The sequence below is a fragment of the Saccharopolyspora griseoalba genome (assembly GCF_042665275.1).
Lineage (GTDB): Bacteria > Actinomycetota > Actinomycetes > Mycobacteriales > Pseudonocardiaceae > Saccharopolyspora > Saccharopolyspora griseoalba.
The window spans coordinates 666694-690111 of record NZ_JBHTCJ010000001.1 but is presented as its reverse complement, the minus strand read 5'-3'; the positions used below and the strand labels follow the sequence as shown (position 1 = coordinate 690111).

Genomic DNA, 23418 nt, shown 5'->3' with positions numbered 1-23418 from the left:
GGTCGACGGCGACGAAGAGCCGGGCCGGTGCGCTTGTGGCGCACCGGCCCGGCTCGTCAGGACCTACCGGATCGGTAGGAGATCAGGAACGGACCATGTTCCGCAGCACGTACTGCAGGATGCCGCCGTTGCGGTAGTAGTCCGCCTCGCCGGGGGTGTCGATGCGAACGGTCGCGTCGAACTCCACCGTCGAGCCGTCGTCCTTGGTCGCGGTGACCTTGACGGTCCGCGGGGTCTCGCCGTCGTTGAGCTCGGCGATGCCCGAGATGTCGTAGGTCTCGGTGCCGTCCAGGCCCAGCGACTGCGCCGAGGAGCCCTCCGGGAACTGCAGCGGGACGACGCCCATGCCGATCAGGTTCGAGCGGTGGATGCGCTCGAAGGACTCGGCGATGACGGCCTGGACGCCCAGCAGGCGGGTGCCCTTGGCGGCCCAGTCGCGCGACGAACCGGAGCCGTACTCCTTGCCGCCCAGCACGACCAGCGGGATGTCGTTGGCGGCGTAGTTCTGCGCGGCGTCGTAGATGAACGCCTGCGGAGCGCCTTCCTGGGTGAAGTCCCGGGTGTAGCCGCCCTGCACGTCGTCCAGCAGCAGGTTGCGCAGCCGGATGTTGGCGAACGTGCCGCGGATCATCACCTCGTGGTTGCCGCGACGGGAACCGTAGGAGTTGAAGTCCTTGCGGTCGATGCCGTGCTCGGACAGGTAGCGACCGGCGGGGGAGTCCGGCTTGATCGCACCGGCCGGCGAGATGTGGTCGGTGGTGACCGAGTCGCCCAGCAGCGCCAGCACGCGAGCGCCGGAGACGTCGCTGACCGGAGCCGGCTCCATGCCCATGCCGTCGAAGTACGGGGGCTTGCGCACGTAGGTGCTGTTCGGGTCCCACACGAAGGTCTCGCCCTCCGGGGTGGGCAGCTCCTGCCAGCGCTGGTCGCCCTTGAACACGTCCTCGTAGGAGGAGGTGAACATCTCGTTGGTGATCGCCGAGTCCATGACCTGCTGGACCTCCTGCGGCGACGGCCAGATGTCGCGCAGGTACACCGGGTTGCCGTCGTTGTCGGTGCCCAGCGCGTCGTTGTCGAAGTCGAAGTCCATCGAACCCGCGAGCGCGTAGGCGATGACCAGCGGCGGCGAGGCCAGGTAGTTCATCTTGACGTCGGGGTTGATCCGGCCCTCGAAGTTCCGGTTGCCCGACAGCACCGAGGTGACGGTGAGGTCTTCCTTCTGCACCGCGGCGGAGATCTCCTCCGGCAGCGGGCCGGAGTTGCCGATGCAGGTGGTGCAGCCGTAACCGACCAGGTGGAAGCCCAGCTTCTCCAGGTACGGCCACAGGCCGGCCTTCTCGTAGTAGTCGGTGACGACCTGCGAGCCCGGGGCCATCGAGGTCTTGACCCACGGCTTGCGAGTCAAGCCCTTGTCCACGGCGTTGCGGGCCAGCAGCGCCGCGCCCAGCATCACCGAGGGGTTCGAGGTGTTGGTGCAGGAGGTGATCGAGGCGATCGCCACCGCACCGTGGTCGAGGGTGAACTCGCCCAGCTCGTCCGAGGAGACCTTGGTGGGCTTGGAGACCCGACCGTTGGAGCCGCTGGCCGCCGAGTGGGTGACCGACGGGGCGTCGCTGGCCGGGAAGGACTCCGCACCGGCCTCGTCGAGAGCCGCGTCGTCGGCGGCGGAGGCGTAGTCCGGCAGCGCCTTGCGGAAGGCGCTCTTGGCGTCCGACAGGGCGATGCGGTCCTGCGGGCGCTTAGGTCCGGCGATCGAGGGGACCACGGTGGACAGGTCCAGCTCGAGGTACTCGGAGTACTCCGGCTCGTGCTCGGGGTCGTGCCACAGGCCCTGCTCCTTGGCGTAGGCCTCGACCAGCGCGACCTGCTCGGCGGAACGACCGGTGAGCTTGAGGTAGCGGACGGTCTCCTCGTCGATCGGGAAGATCGCCGCGGTGGAGCCGAACTCCGGGCTCATGTTGCCGATGGTGGCGCGGTTGGCCAGCGGCACCGAGGCGACGCCCGAGCCGTAGAACTCGACGAACTTGCCCACCACGCCGTGCTTGCGCAGCATCTCGGTGATGGTCAGCACCACGTCGGTGGCGGTGGCGCCAGGCGGGATCTCGCCGGTGAGCTTGAAGCCGACGACCTTCGGGATGAGCATCGAAACCGGCTGGCCGAGCATCGCGGCCTCGGCCTCGATGCCGCCCACGCCCCAGCCCAGCACGCCCAGGCCGTTGACCATCGTGGTGTGCGAGTCGGTGCCCACGCAGGTGTCGGGGTAGGCCTGGCCGTTGCGGCTCATGATCGAGCGGGCCAGGTGCTCGATGTTGACCTGGTGCACGATGCCGGTGCCGGGCGGGACGACCTTGAACTCGTCGAAGGCGCCTTGGCCCCAGCGCAGGAACTGGTAGCGCTCCTTATTGCGGCCGTACTCGAACTCGACGTTGCGCTCGAAGGCGTCCGGCTTGCCGAACACGTCGATGATCACCGAGTGGTCGATGACCATCTCGGCCGGGGCCAGCGGGTTGACCTTGGAGGTGTCGCCGCCGAGCTCGGCGACCGCCTCGCGCATGGTGGCGAGGTCGACGACGCAGGGCACGCCGGTGAAGTCCTGCATGATCACCCGCGCCGGGGTGAACTGGATCTCGGTGGCGGGCTCGGCCTTGGCGTCCCAGTCGGCCAGCGCGCGCACGTGCTCGGCGGTGATGTTGGCACCGTCTTCGGTGCGCAGGAGGTTTTCCAGCAGGATCTTGAGGCTGTAGGGCAGCCGCTTGGCGCCGTCCACGGCGCTGAGCCGGAACACCTCGTAGGAGGCGTCGCCGACGTTCAGCTGGCCGCGGGCGCCGAAGCTGTCCTTGCTCGCAGGTGCAGTCACGTTCAACTCCATCTCGCGACGGGCGCAAGTTCGGGAACGATTGCGAGTCTCGCGCACGTCAGCTGAGCGTGCGCGGGGTGCTCGCGCTTCTTCACCTCTAACAGTACGTGCGTCCTGTATAGGGGCTCAACAAAGGGTGACCTGAACTGCCGATCGCATGTACCACCGCGTGAAAAACGGCTGGATTTCCAGGTTGCGCTCGCCGACAACCGGGCAAGTCGGGCGGGTTCTGGGACGACGGTACCGGAATTGTCCCGGTCGTGTTTCGATTGGGCGCGTGCGCACTTCGGCCGATCCCGCAATCCCGTCCTCGCTCCGCAGCGCCCGATCGGTCGGCGTGGCCGTGGCGATCGCCTCCGCCGTGTTCTTCGGCGGTTCCGGGCCGTTCGCCAAGCCGCTGATCACCGCGGGGCTCAGTCCGCTGCAGGTCGCCTGGCTGCGACTGGCCGGCGGCGCGGTGCTGATGCTGCCCCTGCTGGTGCGGCATCTGGGGGTCCCGCGCCGGTCTCCGGGCGTGCTCGTCGGGTACGGCTTGTTCGCGGTGGCGGGCGTGCAGGTGTGCTACTTCGCCGCCATCGCGACCGTGCCGGTGGGCGTCGCGCTGCTGATCGAGTTCCTCGGCCCGGTGATCGTGCTGGGATGGATCCGGTTCGCGCGCCGCAAGCCGGTGAGCCGATCGGCCACCACGGGCGTGGTGCTGGCCGTGGTCGGCCTGGTCTTCGTCGTCGAGCTGTGGTCCGGGTTGAGCTTCAACCCGATCGGTCTGCTCTTCGGCCTCGGCGCGGCGTGCTGCCAGGCCACCTACTTCCTGGTGGCCGACAGCGCCGACCACGTCGACCCGCTGGCCCTGGCCGGTTACGGCCTGCTGGTGGGCACCTTCGCGGTCGCGCTGATCGCGCGGCCCTGGGAGATCGACTGGACGCTGCTGGCCGGCGACGTCGTGATGGCCGGGCACCAGGTCCCGGCGCTGCTGGCCGTGGGCTGGATCGTCGCGTTCAGCACCGTGCTGGCCTACCTGACCGGAATCATCGCGGTGCGCAGGCTCTCCCCGCAGGTCGCCGGAGGTGTCGCCTTCCTGGAGCCGGTGGTGGCCGCCGTGCTGGCCTGGGCGCTGCTGTCCGAGGAGCTCGGGCCGATGCAGCTGGTCGGTGGTGCGCTGATCCTCGTCGGGGCCTACATCGCCCAGCGCGCGGCGCCCAACGCGGAACCCGATCTGGGCCCGCTGCAAGCCGCTGATGAAGGCGGGCGATGAGCTGGTCGGCCAGCCGCCGATGCGCAGTCGAGGTGGGGGAGCGTTCCGGAGCGGCTCTGCGGACTGCACCGGGCCGGAGCCGCCGCTGCGGTGCGGCGACCCGGTGCCCGGTCGGCCGCGGCTCGGAGGGCGCGCTGCGGTGAGCGCTTGCGGACGGGTGGTTCAGGCGGTCCGGATCGCCGACCTGACCAGGTGGACGACCAGGTTCTCGATCAGGGCGATCGCCACGCCGGTGAGGATGGTCGTCAGGAACTGAGGCATCGGTGCGGGTCCTCATCGGTTGGAGGTGCGTTACGCCCCGACTGTGGGCGCGGCGGGTTAGCCTCCGCCGGAAGCGAGTTTGCGGCCGGGTTAACCCGGCTCGAACTCTGCTGGTCGTGGCTCGAGATGCGGTCCCGCGGGCCACATCTGCCACACGCGCACCGCCAGCGCCACCGCTGCCGAGGCGCCGAGCGCGATGCCCCACTGGTGCGGCAGCAGCGGCGAGTTGCCGAACACGTGACTGACGCCCGGCACCTGGACCAGCGCCAGCAGCACCAGCATCGAGCCGCCGGTGGCGAGCAGCACCAGCGGGGTGCGGCCGCGCGTCGCCAGCGTCTGCGCCAGCTGCGCGGTGACCAGCGCGACCAGCCCGGCGGTGCGCGCCTGGCCCGCCGTGGCCAGCGGCCTGGTCAACATCCAGGCCAGTCCCGCCGCGCCTGCCGTGGCCACCGCTCGGCCGGTCACCTCCCGGGCCAGGGCCGAACCGAGGGAGGCCTCGGGGCCTTCGGCGAGCAGCTTCTCCGGGGTCTGGTCGGCGGGTGGTCGAATCGCGATGGCGATCGTGGGCAGCACGTCGGTGAGCATGTTGACCACGAGCAGCTGGCGGGCGTTGAGCGCGGCCGACGGGCTGAGCAGGCCGGTTCCCAGCGTGTAGCCGATCTCGCCGAGGTTCCCGCCCAGCAGCACCGCCAGGGCTTCCCGCACCGAGGTCCACATGCCGCGCCCCTCGACGATGCCATCGGTGAGCGTTTCGACGCGGTCGTCGGCCACCACCAGGTCGGCGGCCTCGCGCGCGGCCGGTGTGGCCTTGGAGCCGAAGGCGATGCCGACGTGGGCCAGGTTGATCGCGGGCACGTCGTTGGCGCCGTCGCCGGTCATCGCCACCACGCGCCCGGCATCGCGCAGGCAGCGCACGATCCGCGCCTTCTGCGCCGGGCTCACCCGCGCGAACACCGACACCTTGGGCGCTTCGCCGGCGAGCTGCGCGTCGTCGAGCTCGTCGAGCTGGGCGCCGGTGAGCACGCGCTTGTTGCCGAGCATGCCGAGCTCGGCGGCGATCGCTTCGGCCGTGCTGGGGTGATCCCCGGTGATCATGATCACGTCGACGCCGGCGAGTTCGAGCTGCTCGACCGCGGCCGCGGCCGCCGGGTGCACCGGATCGGCGAGCCCGAGCAGGCCGACGAGTTCCAGGTCGTCCACGTCGGCCTCGCCGAGCGCGAAGTCCGGGCCGACACGGCGTTCGGCGACGGCGAGCAGCCGGTAGCCGGCCAGCGCGAGCCGTTCCACCTCGGCTTCGACGTCGGCGCGGGCGTCGTCGTCGAACGGCGCGGAGGTGTCGCTGCACCGCCAGCGCGCGCACCGGTCCAGCACCACCTCGGGGGCGCCCTTGACCGACAGCAGCCGATCGGTGTGCACCGCGTGGAATCCGCGGGAGGGCTCGAACGGCAGCTCGGCCAGCACGTCGCCGTCGGCGTGGAGACCGATCGACCGGGCGCCTTCGAGCACCGCCCGGTCGGTGAGGTGCGGCAGCGGGTGGTCGTCCGGAGGTCTCGGCGTGGCGCGGACGGCGGCCCCGACGATCTCCCGGTGCGCGTCCTCGATCTCCTCGATGCGGCGCGAACTCCGCCCGTCGGAGACCTCGCCGAGGGCGATGCGGCCCTGGGTGAGGGTGCCGGTCTTGTCGAAGCACAGGGCATCCACCCGGCCGAGCGCTTCGATGGTCGCCGGGCTGCGCACCAGCACCCCGCGCGCGGACAGCCGCCGAGCGGCGGCGAGCTCGGCCAGCGTGGCCACGAACGGCAGGCCTTCGGGCACCGCGGCCACCGCCAACCCGACCGAGCGGGCCACGGTCTGACCGAGCGGCACGCGGCGCAGCAGGTCCGAGAGGAACAGCAGGCAGCCCGCACCGACCGATACGGGCAGCACTCGTGCGGTGAGCTCGGCCAGCCGGGTCTCCACGCCGGTGGTGGCGTCGGGCTCGTCGGCCTGCTGGGTGGTGCGCCCCAGCTCGGTGTGCGATCCCACCGCCACGACCACGGCCGCCCCGGAACCGCTGGCGACGACCGTGCCCTGGTAGAGCATGCAGGTCCGGTCGGCGACGGCGGCCGCCGTCGTGGGAGCGGGGTCCTTGGCGACCAGCTGCGATTCGCCGGTCAGCCCCGACTCGTCGATCTCCAGGGACTCCACCGACAACAGGCGGCAGTCGGCGGGGACGCCGTCGCCGGCGCGCAGCTCGATGACGTCGCCGGGCACCAGCTGGTCAGCGGGCACCACATCGGTGGTGCCCGCGCGTCGTCGCCGCGTCGGCGTTTGCCCGGCCGAGAGCAGCTCGCCGAGCTCGCGATCGGTGGCCGCGCGCTGCAGGCCGTCGATCAGCGCGCTGGTCAGCAGCACACCGCCGATGAGCGCCGCGTCGAGCACCGAACCGAGGCCCGCCGAGATCACCGCGCCCGCGCCGAGCACCGGCGTGATCGGGGTGATCAGGGCTTCCGCGGTGGCCCCGAGCACGCCCGGCGAGGCGCGGGCCTGCTCGGGTGGGCGGTGGCGGTCGGCCGCCACGGAAGGGGCGAGGCCGTCCTCGTCGGAGTCCAAGGTGGACAGCGCGGCCGCGGCGGGCAGGGCGTGCCACGGGGTGCGTTCGCGCGGCAGGGGTGGCGGGCGTCCGGCGGCCCGCGCCCCGGTCCAGGTCCCGGTCGCGCAGGCCGCCAGGGTGGCGACCTGCACGGGCATCGACGCGCGCGCCGGAGCCGATGCCGCCGGCCCGAACGCGGCGAGCAGCGAGCCCAGCGATGCCCCGGCCACCGACAGCGCGGCTGCGTAACGGCTTGCAGCCCGGGCGTTCTCGGTCGCTCCCAGCAGCAGGTCCAGCACCGCTGCGTTCGGGCAGAGCACGTCCGCGGCCCAACCGGCCGAATCCGCTGTGGACAGTCCGAAGCCGACGTCGGCGGCGGCGAGGCTGGCGGCGCAGCGGTGCGAGATCACGGCGACGACGGCGCCGTCGTCCTGCAGCTGGCGCACCTGTTCGGCCAGGCGGGGCCCGCCGGGCGGCGCGCCGTCGAGCGGCAACCGCCGGTCCAGCCGATGCTCGGATTCGGTCACCAGCACGTTCGGCGCCACCTGGCGCGCGGTTTCCACCAGCGCTTCGGCCAGCGGGTCGAGCTCGGCGACCACGACCACCAGCGCGACCACGCGTTGATCGCGTTCCAGCGCGAGGGCGGTCGCCCCGCGTTCGGCTTCGGCCTCGGCAGCGCGTCGCAGGGCGGCCGGGGCGTCGGATTCGGGCCACGGTGCTACCGCCCACTCCCCGCGCGACCGGGCGCTGGTGGGCTCGTGCGGGTCGACGAGCTCGGACGCGCGGGCGAACAGCGCGACCGAGTCCTCGGTCTCGTCCAGCGGGATGATGTGGTCGACCACCCGCCGACCGGTCAGCAGCGCTGGTGCGTCGAAGACGACGGTGTCGAGCCGATCGAACCGCCGCAGCGCGTCGGGCTCCATCACCAGCCCGCCGCGCCTGGTGACCGAGGCCGTCAGCTGGCTGGCGAACGCCTCGCGTCCGGCGACGGCCGGTTTCGGCACGCTGGCCAGCAGCGCGGCCAGCGCGCGCTGAGGAGCGCGGGAGAGGGCGTAGGTGGTGACGGCCCCGCCGAGCGCGGCCAGCCCGGAGGCGTTGCTGACGCGCTCGACCGGTCCGTCGGGTACGGGCCTCGGGCGCGCGACGTGCTCGACCGGCTGGCTGCGGTGCGGGAGCGCCGGTTCCCACCGGTGCCACGCTTGGTAGCGCGCGATGGTCTCGCGGGAGGTGCAGAACCGCCCGCACAGGTCGACCACCGAGCCCAGCGGGCGAGCCGTCAGTCCTTGCCCGACGGCACCTCCCAGCGACAGCGCGGCGTCCAGCGCGCCGCGCCCCACGAGGCGTTCCAAGCCCTGGCGCATCCAGGGCACGGTGTCGACCAGCGAGATCGCCGCGGGCACCAGCGGTGAAGCGCTCCGGAACGGCAGCAGCGCTCCGACGGCGGAGTAGCCGAGCCCGAGCGCGCTCAGCCCCAGCGCGCCCGCGTCCCGCAGCACCACCTCGGTGTTGGCCGGGTGCCGGTGGCTGCGCGGCGCTACCTCGGCGTCCCCGAGTCCGTAGTCGCTCTCCACCTCGCCGATGACCCGCGCGGGTTCGTCGAGATCGGGGAGGTCCGGGCGGTGCGTGATCACCGCTCTGCCGAGCACCGCGTTGACCTCGGCGCTGTGCACGCCGTCGAGCGCGGCCAGCCGGCGTTCCACCTCGCGCGCGGCGTCCTCGCTGCCCGGCAGGTGCACACCGCGCACCTCCAGGTGACTTCGGCCGCGGCCGCGCCAGGTGCGCAGTCCGGAAGGGTCTTCGGCGGTGGCGCGGGCAGCCTGGAGGACCGGTGCGGTGAACGCGGCGGCTCGGGAGAGCAGCCAGCTCAGCGGCATCGGCACTCCTCGGTGGTCAGCTCAGCTCAGGCCTCGTCGTCGTGCTGCGCGCTGCGTTGCACGACCGCGGTCCCGATGCCGATCGCGGCGGCGACCGGCCACTCGATGACGCTCAGCGCGGCCGCGGCGGTCAGCCCGCCGTAGAACAGCAACTGGTTGCGGGAGGGCAGCTGGTCGCGCACGGCGGCCGCGGTCGATGTGAGGTTCTCCCGCCCGGGGAGTCCCGGGAACGGGATCTGGAGGGTGTGCAGCTGCGCGGTCACGTACGGGACCGGGATCGACGTGCGGGCCGGGCTCTCCGCCTTCGCCTGGGATTCCGGCGCGTTGGCCGACTCCGAGGATCGACGCCGCTTTGTCGTCGATCGACTGCGCGTGCGCTGACCGCCTCCGCTGCTCGTCGTGGGCATGGGTCCCCCTTCCGGAAGCGACAACCCACCTAGGTTACGACGAATGGAGCATTGCCGAAAGGTGAACGTGCGGTGGCCGCCGATCGCGAGCCGATGACGATCTCGGTGCGCAGGCGGTGCTCGCACCACCGGGTGAACCGAGCGGGGCGGCCCGCTTCAGGCGGCGGAGACGTCATCGCGGACCGCGAGCCGGTAGCGGCGCGCGATCAACTCCACCACCGCCGGGTGCGCCCCGAGCGGTTCGGCGACGCCGGCCACCGGCAGCTCGGCCAGGCGCCGGTGGAACAGCCCCGGCGCCAGCAGGTAGGGCGAGATGAAATCACCCGGTCGGCAGACCTCATCGGTGGCCGGGCGAGCCGTGGTGACGTAGCTGGGTCGCAGCCACTGCCCGCAGCGGCGCCCCAGCAACCGCGCCGCGGAGCGCACGTCGCGCAGCGCGCGCTCGTCGGAGGAGCCGGCCGCGGCGAACCGGACCGGATCGCCCGGCCGCCAACCGGCCTCGCGCAACCGGTCCAGGAGCGCGACCGCGATCTCGGCCGACGGTCCCAGCGAGCCGGTGACGGTGACGTCCTCGCGCCCGGTGCGCGCGACCTGCTCGGGCAGGTCGGTGCGCACGTGGTAACCGGCGGCCAGGAAGGCGGGCACCGCGACGAGCGGGCCGTCCACACCGGACAGCGCATCGGCGACGGTGGACCCGATGACGTCGACGTAGCCGACGCGCACCGGTACCCGCAGGCGTTCGGCGGTCGCCTCGGCCAGCCGCTCGATCACCTGCGGCCCCTCGGGCTCCCGGGTGCCGTGGGCGACCAGCAGCAGCGGGCGGTTCAGCTCGGTTCGGCGCATCGCGGGGGTTCCCTCATCGGTTCCAGCGGAAGTCGGTATCCGCGCTTGATCACGGTCTGCACCAGCTGCGGTGCGCCCAGCGCGGACCGCAGCCGGGCCACGGCCTGCTCCACGGCGTGCTCGTCGGCGGAACCGCCCGCGCAGCGCAACGCCTCGGCCAGGTCCCGCCGGGAGACCACCCGGCCCGGTTCGTCGGCCAGCGCGCGCAGCAGCGTGATGCCCTGCGGTGAGATCGGGCGGATCTCGTCGTCGAGGAGCACGGCGTGCCCGCGCACCTGCAGCTCCCGGCCGGCGACCGGCAGCGCGGGGGAGCGCTTGGGCAGCTCCTCGCACAGCGCGCGCACCAGCGCGCCGATGCGGTAGCGCGGCGGGAGCACCGACGGCACGTTCGCGGCGGCCAGCGGAGCCCGGGCGACCGGGCCCACGCAGGCGGCCAGCACCGGGCCGCGCAACGCGGCGAGCACCTCGTCGCGATTCCCGCGCGAACCGGCCATCTCGATGAACCCGGCAGCCGCCGGGGCGCTGGTGAAGGTCACCGCGTCGAGCTGGTGCGCGCGCACCGCGCCGAGCAGGTTCTCCAGCGCGGTGGGGTCGGCGGGCGCGGTCCAGCGGTACACCGGCACCTCGATGACCTCCGCGCCGGCGCAGCGCAGCGCCTCGACGAAGTGCGGGAGCGGTTGACCGTGCAGCTGCACCGCCACGCGCGCCCCGTCCAGCGGGCCGTCGAGCAGGTGGTCGAGCAGCTCCGCCGAGGACTCCGAGCCCGGCGACCACGGCTCGGGCAGCCCCGCCGTTCGGAGGGCTCCGCGCGCCTTCGGCCCTCGCGCCAGCAGGCGCCCGTGCCGCAGCGCCTCGATCAGGTCGGCGCCGATGCCCCAACCGTCGGCCGCCTCCACCCACCCGCGGAAGCCGATGCCGGTGGTGGCCACGACGGCGTCGGGCGGATCGGTGATGCACTCCTCGCTGGCGCGGCGGAGCTCGGCGTCGTCGGACAGCGGGAGCAGCCGCAGCGCCGGGCCGTGGACGACCCGGGCACCGCGGCTCTCGAGCAGCGAGCCGAACTCCTCGGCTCGCCGGGCCGCCGTGACGCCGATGGTGAAGCCGGCGAGTTCCCCGCTCAAGGAAGCGCGACCTCCACGACGTTGTCGCGCTCGCGCACCGGGAAGGTCGGCAGGGACTTCTCCGGGTCGTCGAAGCACGCCCCGGTGCGCAGCGAGAACACCTGCTTGAGCATCGGCGAGGCGACCACGGGTTCGCCCGCGCGGTCACCGACGATGCCGCGGCTGATCACGCTCGCCCCGCAGAACGGGTCGATGTTGCCGACCGCGAAGAGCCGGTCGTCGTGGGTGCGGAACAGCGCCACCGGCTGTTCGCCGACGAGCGCGGGAACGCCGCACTCGGGCACGAGCTGGTCGAGTGCGCAGATCTGCTGCCAGGTCACGAGTGCACCTCCTGGTTCCGGGCGCCGAAGGACGGCATCGGCAGGGCGACGGGGTCCGGCCGGATCTGCCCGCGTTCCTCGATGAATCGGATCGTCGGGTCGGGCGCATCCGGGGCGTTGACGAACGAGACGAACCGCGCGAGCTTGCCGGGGTCGTCGAGCACCGCGGCCCACTCGTCGGAGTAGCTCGCGACGTGGCGCTGCATGGCGGCTTCGAGTTCGGCGGCGATGCCGAGCGAGTCCTCCACGACGACCTCGCGGAGGTGCTCCAAGCCGCCGTCGAGGGACTCGAGCCAGGCCGAGGTGCGCTGCAACCGGTCGGCGGTGCGCACGTAGAACATCAGGAAGCGGTCGATGAGCCGGATGAGCTCCTCGTCGTCGAGGTCGGCCGCGAGCAGGTCGGCGTGCCGCGGGGTGAAACCGCCGTTGCCGCCGACGTAGAGGTTCCAGCCCTTCTCGGTGGCGATCACCCCGAAGTCCTTGCCGCGCGCCTCGGCGCACTCGCGGGCGCACCCGGAGACGGCCGACTTGAGCTTGTGCGGCGAGCGCAGCCCCCGGTAGCGCAGCTCCAGCCGGATGGCCATGGCCACCGAGTCCTGCACCCCGTAGCGGCACCAGTCGTTGCCCACGCAGGACTTCACGGTGCGCAGCGCCTTGCCGTAGGCGTGCCCGGACTCGAACCCGGCCCGCACCAACCGCTCCCAGATCCGCGGCAGCTGCTCGACGCGGGCGCCGAAGAGGTCGATGCGCTGCCCGCCGGTGATCTTGGTGTAGAGACCGAACTCCCTCGCCACCTCGCCGAGCACGATGAGCTTGTCCGGGGTGATCTCGCCGCCGGGCACCCGCGGGACCACCGAGTAGGTCCCGTTGCGCTGCATGTTGGCCAGGAACCGGTCGTTGGTGTCCTGCAGGGCGGCCTGCTCGCCGTCGAGGATGTGCCCGTTGCCGAGGCTGGCCAGGATCGAGGCCACCGCGGGCTTGCAGATGTCGCAGCCCCGCCCGCTGCCGTGCCGGGCGATGAGCTCGGAGAACGAACCGATACCGGTGGCCCGCACGATCTCGAACAGCTCCGCGCGCGACTGGGCGAAGTGCTCGCACAGCGCCTTCGAGACCGCCACCCCGCACTCGTCGAGCAGGGTCTTGAGCATCGGCACGCAGGAACCGCAGCTGGTGCCCGCCCTGGTGCACGCCTTGACCTCGGCGACGTCGGTGAGCTCCTGCTCGGCGATCGCGCCGGTGATCTGCCCCTTGGTGACGTTGTTGCAGGAGCACACGGTGGCCTCGTCGGGCAGCGCGCCGGAATCCACACCCGAACCGGCAGGCAGCAGCAGCTGCTCCGGCGGCGCCGGCAGCTCGCGGTCCACCAGCGGGCGGAGCACCGAGTACGCGCTGGCATCGCCCACCAGCACGCCGCCGAGCAGCACCTTCGCGTCGTCGGAGAGCACCAGCTTGGCGTAGGTGCCGTCGGCGTTGTTGGCGTAGACGACCTCCAGCGCGCCTTCGGTGGTGCCGTGCGCGTCGCCGAAGCTCGCCACGTCCACGCCCAGCAGCTTGAGCTTGGTGGACATGTCCGCGCCCGGGAAGGTGCCCTCGCCCAGCTCCAGCAGCTGCTCGGCGACGCCCTCGGCCATGCTGTAGCCGGGGGCGACCAGTCCGTAGCAGCGGCCGGCCACCGCGGCGCACTCGCCGATCGCCCAGACGCCTTCCGCGCTGGTGCGGCACCGCTCGTCGACGAGGAAACCCCCGCGCTCGCCGGTGTCCAGGCCGCTCGGCGCGGCGAGCTCGTCGCGCGGACGCACTCCGGCGGAGAAGACCACCAGCCCGGTGTCGATGACGGTGCCGTCGGCCAGCTCCACCCCCTCGGCCCGCTCGGTGCCGTGGATCGACTTGGTCGCCGCGCCGCAGCGCACCGTCAGGCCCAGCTCGCCGACCAGAGCGCCGAGGACTTGGCCGCCGCCCTCGTCGACCTGCAGCGGCATCAGCCGCGGGGCCATCTCGACCACGTGCGGTCGCATGCCCAGCAGGCGCAACGCGTTGGCGGCCTCCAGCCCGAGCAGGCCACCGCCGATCACCACGCCGTCACGCCCCTCGGTGGCCGCCTCGCGGATCGCGTCGAGGTCCTCGATCGTGCGGTAGGCGAACACCCCGGCGAGATCGCGGCCGGGAACGGGAGGCACGAACGGCCGCGATCCGGTGGCCAGCACCAGCGCGTCGTAGCCCAGCGACTCGCCGGAGTCGAGCGTGACCGCGCGCTGCCCGGTGTCCACGGCCGCGACCGCGGTGTCGAGCCGGAACCGCACCACCGGGTCGTCGAGGAGGTCCTGGCCGATCAGGCTCAGGTCCTCGGCGCTCTTGCCGTCCAGGTAGGACGACAGCGCGACCCGGTCGTAGGCGGGGCGGGGTTCCTCGCCGACGACGACGATCCGCCAGGTGTCGCGCTCATCGCGATCGCGGAGCGCTTCAACGAGCCGGTGGCCGACCATGCCGTGGCCGACGACGACGAGCGTGCGGGTCATGCCGCGCCCTCCCTTTCAGATTCGATGCGGTCCGCCAACGCGCTGCACACAGCTCCGACGTCGTCGACGCAGCTACCGCAGCCGGTGGTCGCCCTGGTGGACTTGGCCAGCTCGGCGACCGTGCGGGCGCCGCCGTGCCAGGCGGCGGTCAGGGACTTCTTGGTGACGTTGTTGCAGCGGCACACCACGGCGTCCTCGGGAAGTTCCACCGGGGCTCCCGGGACCGCGGCCGGGGTGCCGAGCAGCAGCGCGAGCCGGTCCGAGGGCATCGGCAGGTCGCGGTCGTGCAGCTGACCGACCGCCGCGATCGCCTCCGGGAAGCCGACCAGCACGGCTCCGCTGATCCGGCCCGCGTGCAGCGCGAGCCGCGCGTAGCGACCCCGCGCCGGGTCGGAGAGCGTGACGACCTCGGCATCGGTGCTCACCAGCTGCTCGACCGAGCCGATCGAGGCCAGATCGATGCCGCGCGCCTTGAGCCGGGTGACCGCACGGGTGCAGCGGTACTCGGCGCGGCCGCCGGTGAGCAGGCCGGCCAGGGTCTCGGCCTGCTGCCAGGCGGCCGACACCGATCCGGGCGCGCTTCCGGCGTGCTCGGCGCAGTCGCCGATGGCGTGCACGGCGGGGTCGCTGGTGCGCAGCTGGGCGTCGACCAGCACGCCGCGCTCGACGCGCAACCCGGCGCGCTGCGCGAGAGCGGTCTCCGGGCGCACCCCGGCGCAGGCGAGCACCAACCGGGCCGGGACCTCGGTGCCGTCGTCGAGGACCAGAGCGCCGCTTCGATGGCCGACCGCTCGCACGCCGAGCCGCAGGTCCACGCCGAGCTTGCCCAGCCGGTCGGCCAGCAGGCGCCCGGCAGTTTCGTCGATCTGGCGCTCCATCAGGTGCTGTTGCGGGTGCACCAGGGAGACCCGGTGGCCGCGCGCCAGCAGGCCGCGCGCCGCCTCGACGCCGAGGATCCCGCCGCCGAGCACCGCGATCGGACCGTCGAGCTCCGCCAGCCGCTCGCAGTCCCGCAGCGTGCGCAGCGCGGTGAGCTGTTCATCGGCCAAGCCGGGGAGCCGCGGCAGCACCGGGCGCGCTCCGGTGGCCAGCACCAGGACGTCGTAACCGAACTCGCGCCCGTCGGCGGTGCGCACCCGCCGCTGCGCGCGGTTGAGGTCGGTGACCGGCGAAGCGGTGCGCACCTCGGCGTCGAGCTCGGGCATCGCCAGCGCTTCGGCGGGCAGCGACCCGTCCAGCACCGAGCCCAGCAGCACCCGGTTGTAGGCGGGGCGGTCTTCGGCGCCGAGCACGGTGATGGGGCCCGCGTGCCCGCCCGAGCGCAGCTTCGCCACCAACCGGTGCGCGGCCGGGCCCGCTCCGACCACCACGACGCGACCGGCGGCTCGGTCGAGCGAGACCGCGGGACTCACGGGGCCACCTCCCGGTGCGGTTCGATGCGCACGGCGCTGACCTTGAACTCGGGCATCCGGCTGCTCGGGTCCAGCGCGTCGCCGGTGAGCAGGTTGGCCCGCGATTCCCCGGCGAAGTGGAACGGCAGGAACACGGTGTCGGTGCGCATCGTCGGCACCAGCCGCACCTCGGCCACCGCGCTGCCGCGCGGCGAGGTGATCTTGGCCAGCGCGCCCTCGGCCAGCCCGTTGCGATCGGCGGTGTCCGGGTGGACCTCCACGAACCCCCCCGGGGCCGCCTCGGCGAGCTCGGCGACCCGTCGGGTCTGCGCCCCCGACTGGTACTGCGCGAGCACGCGCCCCGTGGTGGCGGTCAGCGGGAACGCCGGGCCGGTCGCGTCGGCGGCGTCGCGGTGGTCCACCGCGACGAACCGGGCGCGACCGTCGGGGTGGGCGAAGCCGTCCAGGAACAGCCGCGGCGTCCCCGGGTGCTCGGCGTCCGGGCAGGGCCAGTGCAGCGCTTCACCGGCGTCCAGCCGGTCGTAGGAGATGCCGGAGTAGTCCGCCCGGCCGCCGGCCGAGGCCCTGCGCAACTCCTCGAACACCTCGCGCGGCCGGGTGGGGTAGCGGTGCCCGGGCTCGCCCAGCCGGGTCGCGATGCCGTGCACGACCTCGAGGTCGCTGCGCGCGTGCTCGGGCGGCACCTGCAACCGGCGGCGCCGCAGCACGCGGCCCTCCAGGTTGGTCATGGTGCCCTCCTCCTCGGCCCACTGGGTCACCGGCAGCACCACGTCGGCGAGCTCGGCGGTCTCCGAGGGCACGAAGTCGGCCACCACCAGCAGCTCCAGCGAGCGCAGCCGCTCGGTGACGTGCCCGGCGTTGGGTGCTGAGACGACCGGGTTGGACCCGAACACCAGCAGCGCGCGCGGGCCGTCCTCGGTGCCCAGCGAATCCAGCAGTTCGTACGCGCTGAGCCCGGGACCGGGCAGCAGCTCGGGCCGCACGCCCCACACCGCGGCGACGTGCTCGCGGGCGGCCTGGTCGGTGATCGCGCGGTAGCCGGGGAGCTGATCGGCCTTCTGGCCGTGCTCGCGGCCGCCCTGGCCGTTGCCCTGACCGGTCAGGCAGCCGTACCCGGAACCCTCGCGACCGGGCAGGCCCAGCGCCAGCGCGAGGTTGATGAACCCGGAGACCGTGTCCACGCCCTTGGCGTGCTGCTCGGCGCCGCGGCCGGTGAGCACGTAGCAGCGCTCGGCCTCGGCCAGCATCCGCACGGCCCGGCGCTGCGCGGTCACCGGCACCCCGGTGACCCGCTCCACCCGCTCGGGCCACCAGGTCATCGCCCGCTGCCAGGCCTGCTCGCGGCCGGTGGTGCGCTCGCGCACGTAGTCGGCGTCGGTCCACCCGTCGACGACGGCGATGTGCAGCAGTCCCAGCACCAGGGCCAGATCGGTGCCCGGCTGCGGCTGCAGGTGCAGCGCCGCCTGCTCGGCCGTCGCCGTCCGGCGCGGGTCGATGACCACCAGGTCCGGCGCCCGCAGGTGCTGCATCAGCGGCGGCATCGTCTCGGCCGGGTTCGCCCCGGCCAGCAGCACCACATCGGCCCCGGCCAGGTCGGTCACGGGGAAGGGCAACCCGCGGTCCAACCCGAACGCGGCGATCCCCGCCCCCGCGGCCGAGGACATGCAGAACCGGCCGTTGTAGTCGATCCGGCTGGTGCCCAGCGCCAGCCGCGCGAACTTGCCCAGCAGGTAGGCCTTCTCGTTGGTGAGCCCACCGCCGCCGAAGACGCCGACCGCGTCCGGCCCGTGCGCACCGCGCACCCGCCGGATGCCGTCGGCGATCACCTCCAGCGCGGTGTCCCACGAGGCGGGCTGCAGCGCCCCGTCGCGGCGCACCAGGGGACGGCGGATCCGGTCGTCGACCTCCAGCAGGCTCGGCGCGGTCCAGCCCTTCTGGCACAGCCCGCCCCGGTTGACCGGGAAGTCGGTGGGGCGCACCGACACCCCGCGCCGCTCCCGGGTGAGCTGGGTGCCGCACTGCAGCGCGCAGTACGGGCAGTGCGTGGTCACGGTGCGGAGCTCAGGCACGACCGGCCTCCGCGGTGGTCTCCCGCCGCACCGGCCGCGCGCCGGAGGCCGGCTCGGCGAGGGTGCTGCGCAGGTAGATCGCCCAGGTGATGATCACGCAGACCAGGTAGTAGGCGAGGAAGACCCACAGCGCTGCGTCGCCGTTGCCCGCGGCTGCGGAGTAGGAGGAGCGGAAGGCCAGGTTGATGCCGACGCCGCCGAGCGCACCGAGCGCGCCGGCGATGCCGATGACCGCACCGGAGACCCGGCGGGCCCTGGCGAAGGCCGCGGTGGCCGAACCACCGCTGGTGACCTCGTCCTCGGCCTCCTTGGCGAAGACCGCGGGGATCATCTTGTAGGTCGAGCCGTTGCCCACGCCGGTGAGGGTGAACAGCACGATGAACGCGGCGATGTAGAGCGGGAAGGAGCTCTGCGCCGAGGCGATCAGCAGCACGCCGACCCCGGCGGCCATCAGCACGAAGTTCCACAGGGTGATGCGCGCTCCGCCGAGCTTGTCGGCCAACCACCCGCCGACCGGGCGCGAGACCGAGCCCAGCAGCGGCCCCAGGAAGGTCCAGCTCGCCGCCTGCAGCGCGGTGAAGTCGAACTCGGTCTTGAGCACCAGGCCGAAGGCGAAGCTGAAGCCGATGAACGACCCGAAGGTGCCGATGTAGAGCAGCGACAGCCACCAGGTGTGCCCGCTGCCGCACGCCTCCCGCAGCGCGCCGGGCTTGGCCTTGATGGCGTCGACGTTGTCCATGAACAGCGCGGCGCACACCGCTGCCAGCACGATCAGCGGCAGGTAGATCGCCGCGACGTACGACGGGTGCTCGCCGCCGGCGGTGGCGATGACCAGCAGTCCCACCACCTGGATGGTCGCCACGCCGATGTTGCCCCCGCCGGCGTTGAGCCCGAGCGCCCAACCCTGCAGCCGCTGCGGGAAGAAGATCGTGATGTTGGTCATCGACGAGGCGAAGTTGCCCCCGCCCACGCCCGCGAACGCGCCGATGAGCAGGAACACCCACAGCGGTGTGCCGGGCTGCTGCGCGAAGTGGAACGCGCCGAGCGCGGGCACCAGCAGGGCGACCGAGGAGAAGACGGTCCAGTTGCGGCCCCCGAAGCGGGTGACCGCCGCGGCGTAGGGCAGTCGCAGCAGGGCGCCGACCAGGTTCGGGACGAGCACCAGCAGGAACTTCTCGGAAGCGGTGAAGCCCAGCCCGATGTCCGGGGACATGAACAGCACCAGCACCGACCAGATGCTCCACACCGAGAATCCGATGTGCTCGGAGAGGATCGAGAAGATCAGGTTGCGGCGCGCGATCTGCTTGCCGCCCGCCGCCCAGAGGTCTTCGTCCTCCGGGTCCCAACCCTCGATCCAGCCACCTCCGGTGGCACGGGTAATCGCGGTCAACGCGGCTCCTCTCAACGGTTCCTCCGAAGTTAGGAGCCGGCTGTTTCGCAGCCGGTCGCCTCGCGTTACCGCCAAGCAAAACGGTCATCACATGATCGTTCGCCCCGTCGTCAGGACCCGGCCGGACACCGACCCCGCAGGTGGGGTCCTGCGGTCGTGCCGGCTGCGCGTGGGACCGTGGGCAGGTGACACAACACGCCAGGGGCACCGACGACTCCGCTTCCCGGCAGCGCGCCGTGGAGCTGTTCGGCGCGGCGCGCCGGATCACCGCGCTCACCGGGGCGGGGATCTCGACGGCTTCCGGGATCCCGGACTTCCGCGGGCCCAACGGGCTGTGGACCACGAACCCGCAGGCCGCCCGGCTCAGCGACATCGACAGCTACCTCGGCGACGAGTCGGTGCGCGAGCAGGCCTGGCGCGCCCGCGCCGAGCACCCCGCGTGGCGGGCCGAGCCCAACGCCGCCCACCGGGCGTTCGTCGACCTCGACGCGGCGGGCAGGCTGCGCGGGCTGCTGACCCAGAACATCGACGAGCTGCACCAGCGCGCCGGGATGCCCGCGGACCGGGTCGTCGAGCTGCACGGCACGATGCGCCGCACCATCTGCGTGGACTGCGGGGCGCCCGGCTCGATGGTCGCGGCGCTGGAGCGAGTCGCCGCGGGCGAGGCCGACCCGCCGTGCCCCTCCTGCGGCGGGATCATGAAGTCGGCCGTGGTGTTCTTCGGCGAAGCGCTCGACCCGGAGGTGATCCGCCGGGCGCGCAGCGCGGCGATGGACTGCGATCTCTTCCTGGCCGCGGGCACCTCGCTGTCGGTGCACCCGGCGGCGGGCTTCGCCGAGCTGGCCGTTCGCGCGGGCGCGCGGCTGGTGATCTGCAACGCCGAGCCCACGCCCTACGACGACATCGCGGATGCGGTGCTGCGGGATCCGCTGGCCGAGGTGCTGCCCGAGCTGGTCGCGGCACCGCTGATCGACTCCGGCGAGCGGCTGGACACCTGGGGCGATCCCAGCACGTGGAAGCGCATGTGACACGAGTGGTTGACGTTGCACCTCGTGCTGGCGTGTCGCTTGGTGCGCGCGGTGCAAAAGTGCAAGACTTCTCGCGATTGTGATCTGTTCGGCTTAGCGAGTTCCGCCGAACGGATGCATCTGCGGGAGGTGTCGCGGTGGGACCGAGAACTCGAAGTGGGCGTACTGCAGGCGTGATCGCACTGCTCGGCATCGTCGGCCTGGTCCTGCCCCCTTCCGCGCTGGCCGTTCCCGAGCCGCCGCCCAACCCGAGCGACGCGCAGATCCAGCAGGGGCGCGAGGACGCTCGGCAGGCCGCGGGCGAGGTCGGTGAGCTGGCGAACCGCCTCGCGGAGGCCGACAACCGGCTGGTCGGGCTGCAGGCGCAGGTCGAGCGCAAGATGGAAGAGGCCAACAAGGCCCGCGTGGACCTGCAGCGGGCCGAGGGCGAGCGCGCCAGGGCGCTGGCCGAGGCCGGAGCTGCCCGCGGCGAGGCGAACGCGGCGCGCGACCGCATCGAGCGCCAGCGCCAGCGGCTCGACCAGTTCGCCGCCAGCAGCTACCGGCAGGGCAGCACGCTCGGCTCGGCCACCGCCTACATCGGTTCGAAGAACCCGCGCGAGCTGCTGGAGCGCGCTTCGCTGCTGGACGCGATCAGCGACTCGCAGCTCGACGTCATGGACGACCTGCAGCGCGCCCGGATCGAGAAGGTCAACAAGGACTCGACGGCCCGCGCCGCGCTGCAACGGGCCGAGGCCAAGAAGCAGGCCGCCGACCGGGCCCGCGCGGCCGCCGACGCGGCGCAGCGCACGGCGATCCAGGCCAGGGCCGACCAAGCCGCGCAAGCGAGGCAGTTGGAGGAGCAGCGGGCTTCGGTGCAGGCCGAGCTCGAAGCCGCGCGATCCCGGATCACCGGGCTGCGGGCGCAGCGCGCCGAGTACGAGGAGTGGCAGGAGGCCAAGCAGCAGGCCGAAGCGGAGGCAGAGGCCGCGGCGGCCGCCGCGGCCTCGCAGCAGAGCTCGTCGAGCGCCGACCCGGCGCCGGCCGCGAGCAGCAGCGCGGTGGAAACCGTGGTGCAACGCGCGCTCTCCCAGGTGGGCATGCCCTACGCCTGGGGCGGCGGCAACTCCAGCGGGCCGACCCGCGGCATCCGCGACGGGGGAGTGGCCGACTCCTACGGCGACTACGCCAAGATCGGCTTCGACTGCTCGGGGCTGATGATCTACGCCTTCGCCGGGGTGGGCATCAGCCTGGACCACTACAGCGGCTACCAGGCGCAGGCCGGAACCCGCGTCCCGCTGTCCCAGAAGCAGCGCGGCGACATGCTGTTCTGGGACGACGGCGGGGCGATCCACCACGTCGCGCTGTACCTGGGCAACGGCAAGATGGTCGAGGCGCCCTACTCGGGCTCGCAGGTGCGGGTCACCTCGGTGCGCTACGGCGGCATCACGCCCTACGCGGTGCGGCTTCTCTGATCCGGCCAGCTCGTCCGGCCGCGGGCGCGGCTGCGAGCATGGTGGCGTGGCGGATTTCGCGGCGGTGGTGCTGGCTGGTGGTCGAGCCCGGCGGCTGGGCGGCGTGGACAAGGTCCTGCTGCCGGTGGAGGGGCGTTCCCTGCTGGAACGCACCTTGGACGCGGTCGCCGAGGCCGCGCCCGTGGTGGTCGTCGGACCGCGTCGCGAGATCGGTCGGGACGTGGCGTGGACCCGCGAGGAGCCCGCGGGTGCTGGTCCGCTGGCGGCGTTGCGCGCCGGCCTGGACGCGCTTCCGGCGGGCACCGGCCTGGTGGCGGTCCTGGCCGCCGACCATCCGCACCTGAGCCCGGAGACGCTGCGGCGGTTGCGCGATGCGTTGACCGCCGATCCGGGCGCCGGGGGAGCGGTGCTCGTCGAGGGCCCCGAGCCGCCGCAGTGGTTGCTGGGGGTGTGGCGCGTCGGCTCGCTGCGCGCGGCCATGCCCGCGGAGGTGCGGGACCGCCCGATCCGAGCGCTGCTGGAGCCGCTGGCGCCGGTTCGCGTCCCGGCCGCGCCGGCCGAGGCGGCGGATGTGGACACCCCTCTGGACCTGGAGCGGGCGCGCTCGCGCCGGGTCTGACCGGGGGCATCGGACCTCGATCGCGGGGCCGGATGCCGCGGCGATCTCTTTAAAACATCTATGGCTTCAGTGTTAAATGAAATCGATGCCCGTCCGGTGCCGGGACCGGCAACGGCGAGGACGGCGACGACCGGCTCCGCGCCGCTTCACAGAGGTCATACCGGGGGTTTGGTTGGGTGTGGCACGGGTGCGCCCCCTGTCGTTCCGCGGGGGTGCGGACGTGCCAGGATCTTGATCGGTCGACCACCGGCCGATCGCGACGAGGAGGCGGAAGTGACCGACGCCGGCAACGGTGACAGCGGAGGCGCGCCGCAGGCGGGCGAGCGGGCGAGTACCCCGGCGCGCGATGCGCAGCTGCTGGAGCGCACCGTGTTCGAGGTCAAGCGGGTGATCGTCGGCCAGGACCGGCTCGTGGAGCGGATGCTCACCGGGCTGCTGGCCAAGGGGCACATCCTGCTCGAAGGCGTGCCGGGCGTGGCCAAGACCCTGGCCGTGGAGACCTTCGCCCGGGTGGTCGGCGGCAGCTTCTCCCGCCTGCAGTTCACGCCGGACCTGGTGCCGGCCGACATCCTCGGCACCCGCATCTACCGGCAGGGCAGCGAGCGCTTCGACGTCGAGCTCGGCCCGGTCCTGGCCAACTTCGTGCTCGCCGACGAGATCAACCGGGCGCCCGCCAAGGTGCAGTCCGCGCTGCTGGAGGTCATGGCCGAGCGGCACGTGTCCATCGGCGGTGAGAGCTTCCCGATGCCCTCGCCGTTCCTGGTGCTGGCCACCCAGAACCCGATCGAGAACGAGGGCGTCTACCCGCTGCCCGAGGCCCAGCGCGACCGCTTCCTGTTCAAGCTCCCGGTGGAGTACCCGACCGCGGAGGAGGAGCGCGAGATCGTCTACCGGATGGGCGTGACCCCGCCCGACCCGCACGCGGTGCTCAACCCCGACGAGCTGATCCGGCTGCAGGACGTCGCCTCCGAGGTCTTCGTGCACCACGCCCTGGTCGACTACGTGGTGCGGCTGGTGATCGCGACCCGGCTGCCCAACGACCACGGCCTGTCCGACATCGCCGGCTGGGTCTCCTACGGCGCCTCCCCGCGGGCCAGCCTCGGCATCATCGCCGCCGCCCGCGCGCTCGCGCTCGTGCGCGGCCGCGACTACGTGCTGCCCCAGGACGTGGTGGACGTGGTGCCCGACGTGCTGCGGCACCGCCTGGTGCTGTCCTACGACGCGCTGGCCGACGGGATCCCGGTCGAGCACATCGTCAACCGGGTGCTGCAGACCGTGCCGCTGCCGCAGGTGGCCGCCCGGCCGCAGGGCGGGCAGCAGGCCCCGGCCCCGGTCGGCCCGGGTGGCGCACCCGCCTACGGCCAGCAGCCGATGCCGCCCAACCCGCCGCACCAGTGAGGGGGTGGCCGTGACGGCAGCGCAC

15 protein-coding genes are annotated in these 23418 nt (G+C 72.9%); 5 read left to right on the top strand and 10 right to left on the bottom strand.

From position 1 onward, the window contains the following. Positions 1-82: 82 nt before the first annotated feature. Positions 83-2869 carry an aconitate hydratase AcnA gene (gene acnA, locus ACFQRI_RS03180; RefSeq protein ID WP_380664177.1) on the bottom strand — a complete coding sequence of 929 codons (2787 nt, stop codon included), beginning with the start codon at positions 2867-2869 and terminating at the stop codon, positions 83-85. 265 nt (positions 2870-3134) lie between these two features. Here acnA and ACFQRI_RS03175 point away from each other — a divergent pair, with 265 nt between their 5' ends. Next, positions 3135-4109 carry an EamA family transporter gene (locus ACFQRI_RS03175; protein WP_380664175.1) on the top strand — a complete coding sequence of 325 codons (975 nt, stop codon included), beginning with the start codon at positions 3135-3137 and terminating at the stop codon, positions 4107-4109. A 351-nt stretch (positions 4110-4460) separates the two neighbouring features. Here the strand turns inward: ACFQRI_RS03175 and ACFQRI_RS03170 are convergent, their stop codons facing one another. The 9 genes from ACFQRI_RS03170 to ACFQRI_RS03130 all read right to left on the bottom strand — a co-directional run bounded on the left by ACFQRI_RS03170 (position 4461) and on the right by ACFQRI_RS03130 (position 18894). After that, a complete protein-coding gene (locus tag ACFQRI_RS03170; RefSeq protein WP_380664173.1) occupies positions 4461-8816 on the bottom strand; it encodes an HAD-IC family P-type ATPase in 4356 nt (1451 codons plus the stop codon). 26 nt (positions 8817-8842) lie between these two features. Beyond that, positions 8843-9223: a hypothetical protein gene (locus ACFQRI_RS03165; protein ID WP_380664170.1), complete on the bottom strand. Its 381-nt coding sequence runs from the start codon at positions 9221-9223 to the stop codon at positions 8843-8845. Between the two features lie 156 nt (positions 9224-9379). Next, positions 9380-10066: a sirohydrochlorin chelatase gene (locus ACFQRI_RS03160; protein WP_380664168.1), complete on the bottom strand. Its 687-nt coding sequence runs from the start codon at positions 10064-10066 to the stop codon at positions 9380-9382. Then, positions 10048-11187 (bottom strand): uroporphyrinogen-III synthase, encoded by a 1140-nt coding sequence (locus ACFQRI_RS03155; RefSeq protein ID WP_380664166.1) that lies wholly within the window; start codon positions 11185-11187, stop codon positions 10048-10050. The genes ACFQRI_RS03160 and ACFQRI_RS03155 overlap by 19 nt, the downstream gene beginning before the upstream one ends. After that, complete coding sequence (gene nirD, locus ACFQRI_RS03150; protein ID WP_380664164.1) at positions 11184-11507, bottom strand: nitrite reductase small subunit NirD; 324 nt, start codon at positions 11505-11507, stop codon at positions 11184-11186. The genes ACFQRI_RS03155 and nirD overlap by 4 nt, the downstream gene beginning before the upstream one ends. Continuing rightward, entirely contained in the window at positions 11504-14023 is a 2520-nt protein-coding gene (nirB, locus tag ACFQRI_RS03145; protein ID WP_380664162.1) for a nitrite reductase large subunit NirB, read from the bottom strand. Before nirB ends, nirD begins: the two co-directional genes overlap by 4 nt. Then, positions 14020-15435, bottom strand: a complete 1416-nt coding sequence (locus ACFQRI_RS03140) for an FAD-dependent oxidoreductase (protein ID WP_380664160.1) — start codon at positions 15433-15435, stop codon at positions 14020-14022. The genes nirB and ACFQRI_RS03140 overlap by 4 nt, the downstream gene beginning before the upstream one ends. Then, positions 15432-17504 (bottom strand): molybdopterin oxidoreductase family protein, encoded by a 2073-nt coding sequence (locus ACFQRI_RS03135; RefSeq protein WP_380664158.1) that lies wholly within the window; start codon positions 17502-17504, stop codon positions 15432-15434. The genes ACFQRI_RS03140 and ACFQRI_RS03135 overlap by 4 nt, the downstream gene beginning before the upstream one ends. Continuing rightward, the gene (locus ACFQRI_RS03130; RefSeq protein ID WP_380664156.1) at positions 17497-18894 is read right to left on the bottom strand and encodes a nitrate/nitrite transporter; all 1398 of its coding nucleotides are present in this window, start codon (positions 18892-18894) and stop codon (positions 17497-17499) included. The genes ACFQRI_RS03135 and ACFQRI_RS03130 overlap by 8 nt, the downstream gene beginning before the upstream one ends. A gap of 242 nt (positions 18895-19136) precedes the next feature. On the opposite strand from ACFQRI_RS03130, the gene ACFQRI_RS03125 reads away from it, so the two are divergent. From ACFQRI_RS03125 to ACFQRI_RS03110, 4 genes are all read left to right on the top strand, one after another. Beyond that, on the top strand, positions 19137-19922 hold the full coding sequence (locus ACFQRI_RS03125) for an SIR2 family NAD-dependent protein deacylase (protein ID WP_380664579.1): 786 nt from the start codon (positions 19137-19139) through the stop codon (positions 19920-19922). A 173-nt stretch (positions 19923-20095) separates the two neighbouring features. Next, positions 20096-21376, top strand: coding sequence for an NlpC/P60 family protein (locus tag ACFQRI_RS03120; protein WP_380664154.1), 1281 nt, complete (start codon positions 20096-20098; stop codon positions 21374-21376). Positions 21377-21422: 46 nt separating this feature from the next. Then, positions 21423-21995: a molybdenum cofactor guanylyltransferase gene (gene mobA, locus ACFQRI_RS03115; protein WP_380664152.1), complete on the top strand. Its 573-nt coding sequence runs from the start codon at positions 21423-21425 to the stop codon at positions 21993-21995. A gap of 273 nt (positions 21996-22268) precedes the next feature. Beyond that, a complete protein-coding gene (locus ACFQRI_RS03110; protein ID WP_380664150.1) occupies positions 22269-23393 on the top strand; it encodes an AAA family ATPase in 1125 nt (374 codons plus the stop codon). The last annotated feature ends 25 nt before the right edge of the window (positions 23394-23418 follow it).

Coding starts and splice junctions, on each gene's coding strand:
- ACFQRI_RS03170 (WP_380664173.1), bottom strand. CDS start 8,816: ATGCCGCTGAGCTGGCTGCTCTCCCGAGCCGCCGCGTTCACCGCACCG.
- ACFQRI_RS03160 (WP_380664168.1), bottom strand. CDS start 10,066: ATGCGCCGAACCGAGCTGAACCGCCCGCTGCTGCTGGTCGCCCACGGC.
- nirB (WP_380664162.1), bottom strand. CDS start 14,023: ATGACCCGCACGCTCGTCGTCGTCGGCCACGGCATGGTCGGCCACCGG.
- ACFQRI_RS03165 (WP_380664170.1), bottom strand. CDS start 9,223: ATGCCCACGACGAGCAGCGGAGGCGGTCAGCGCACGCGCAGTCGATCG.
- acnA (WP_380664177.1), bottom strand. CDS start 2,869: ATGGAGTTGAACGTGACTGCACCTGCGAGCAAGGACAGCTTCGGCGCC.